The organism is Methylorubrum sp. Q1 (genome assembly GCF_004683995.1).
GTDB lineage: Bacteria > Pseudomonadota > Alphaproteobacteria > Rhizobiales > Beijerinckiaceae > Methylobacterium.
In genome coordinates this window covers 1-1,405 of sequence record NZ_SRHQ01000074.1, presented here as the reverse complement: position 1 = coordinate 1,405, position 1,405 = coordinate 1, and the positions used below count along the sequence as shown (strand labels likewise).

Below are 1,405 nucleotides of genomic sequence, written 5' to 3'. Positions count from 1 at the left end.
TACTACAGCCGGGTTTTGCGCGTTGTCATGGCGGAGGTAGGCCATGACGCGGATGATAGGAGCGGATGCAGCGGGCTGGGCGCAGAGTTTTGACGAGGTGCTGGAGCGGATTGGCGGCCGGTTCGGGCGGGCCGAGCCGCGCCGACGGGTCGAGGCTTACCTGCGCGGCCTCCTGGCGCCGGTCGAGCGCAAGAACGGCTGGCAACTGGCGGAAGCGGCAGGCGATGCTACGCCCGATGGGGTCCAGGAGTTCCTGAGCCGGGTGCGCTGGGACGCGGACGCCGTGCGCGACGACCTACAGAGCTACGTGGCCGATCACCTGGGCGATCCGAACGCTGTGCTCGTGCTCGATGAGACCGGCTTCCTGAAGAAAGGGATCAAGTCGGCTGGCGTGCAACGGCAGTACACCGGCACAGCCGGACGGATCGAGAACGCGCAGGTCGGGGTGTTCCTGGGCTATGCCGGACGGCACGGCCATGCCCTGATCGACCGGGCGCTCTACCTGCCCAAGTCCTGGACGGACGACCGTGCGCGCTGCCGAGCCGCGCACGTGCCGGACGCGGTTGCGTTCGAGACCAAGCCAGCGCTCGGCCTTGGCATGCTGGAGCGGGCGCGCGCGGCCGAGCTGCCGTTTGCCTGGATCGCGGGCGACAGCGTCTACGGGGGCGACCGCGCCATCCGCCGTTGGGCGGAAGATCACCGGGTCGGTTACGTCCTGACCGTCACGTCGGGTCAGCGGCTGGCCATGCTCCCCGTGACAGAGTGGTTTACCGATCAGGTCGACGCGCGGCCTGGGAACGCCCCGCCTCTCTGGCAGCGCCTGAGCGCGGGTGACGGTGCCAAGGGACCGCGTTTGTACGACTGGGCCTGTGTCCCCTATCGTGGGGCCGCGCAAGGCTTCCAGTGCGCGCTTCTGGTCCGTCGTTCACTGACCGATCCGGACGAGCTGACCTTCTACCTGACCCACGCACCAGCGGGCACACCGCTCTGCGACCTCGTACGGATCGCCGGCCGGCGCTGGACGATCGAGAGCAACTTCGAGCAGGCCAAGGGCGAGGTCGGGCTCGACCAGTACGAGGTGCGCTCGTATCCCGGCTGGCACCGGCACGTCACCTTGGCGATGCTCGCCCACGCCTACCTCGCCGCCCTGCGCCAGGCGGCTATCGGGGGGCGTGGTCACGACAAACCTCGCCGCGGATCTGCTGCCCCTGACCGTGCCCGAGATCCGACGCCTGCTGGCCGCTCTCGTCGGCCTGCCTCCGCCCGACACCGCGGCGATCCTGCGCTGGTCCGTCTGGCGACGACGCCATCAGCAGCGGGCAAGACGCGCCCATTGGCGACGGCGGACCCGAATGGCCAAACGACCAATCAAAAAGCGTGAGCCGCGCAAAACCCGGCTGTAGTA

At 69.0% G+C, this 1,405-nt stretch carries 1 protein-coding gene; it reads left to right on the top strand.

Annotation, left to right across the window (positions count from 1 at the left end):
- Positions 1-43 precede the first annotated feature (43 nt).
- Entirely contained in the window at positions 44-1,381 is a 1,338-nt protein-coding gene (locus E4V01_RS25285; RefSeq protein ID WP_135300287.1) for an IS701 family transposase, read from the top strand.
- Positions 1,382-1,405 lie beyond the last annotated feature (24 nt).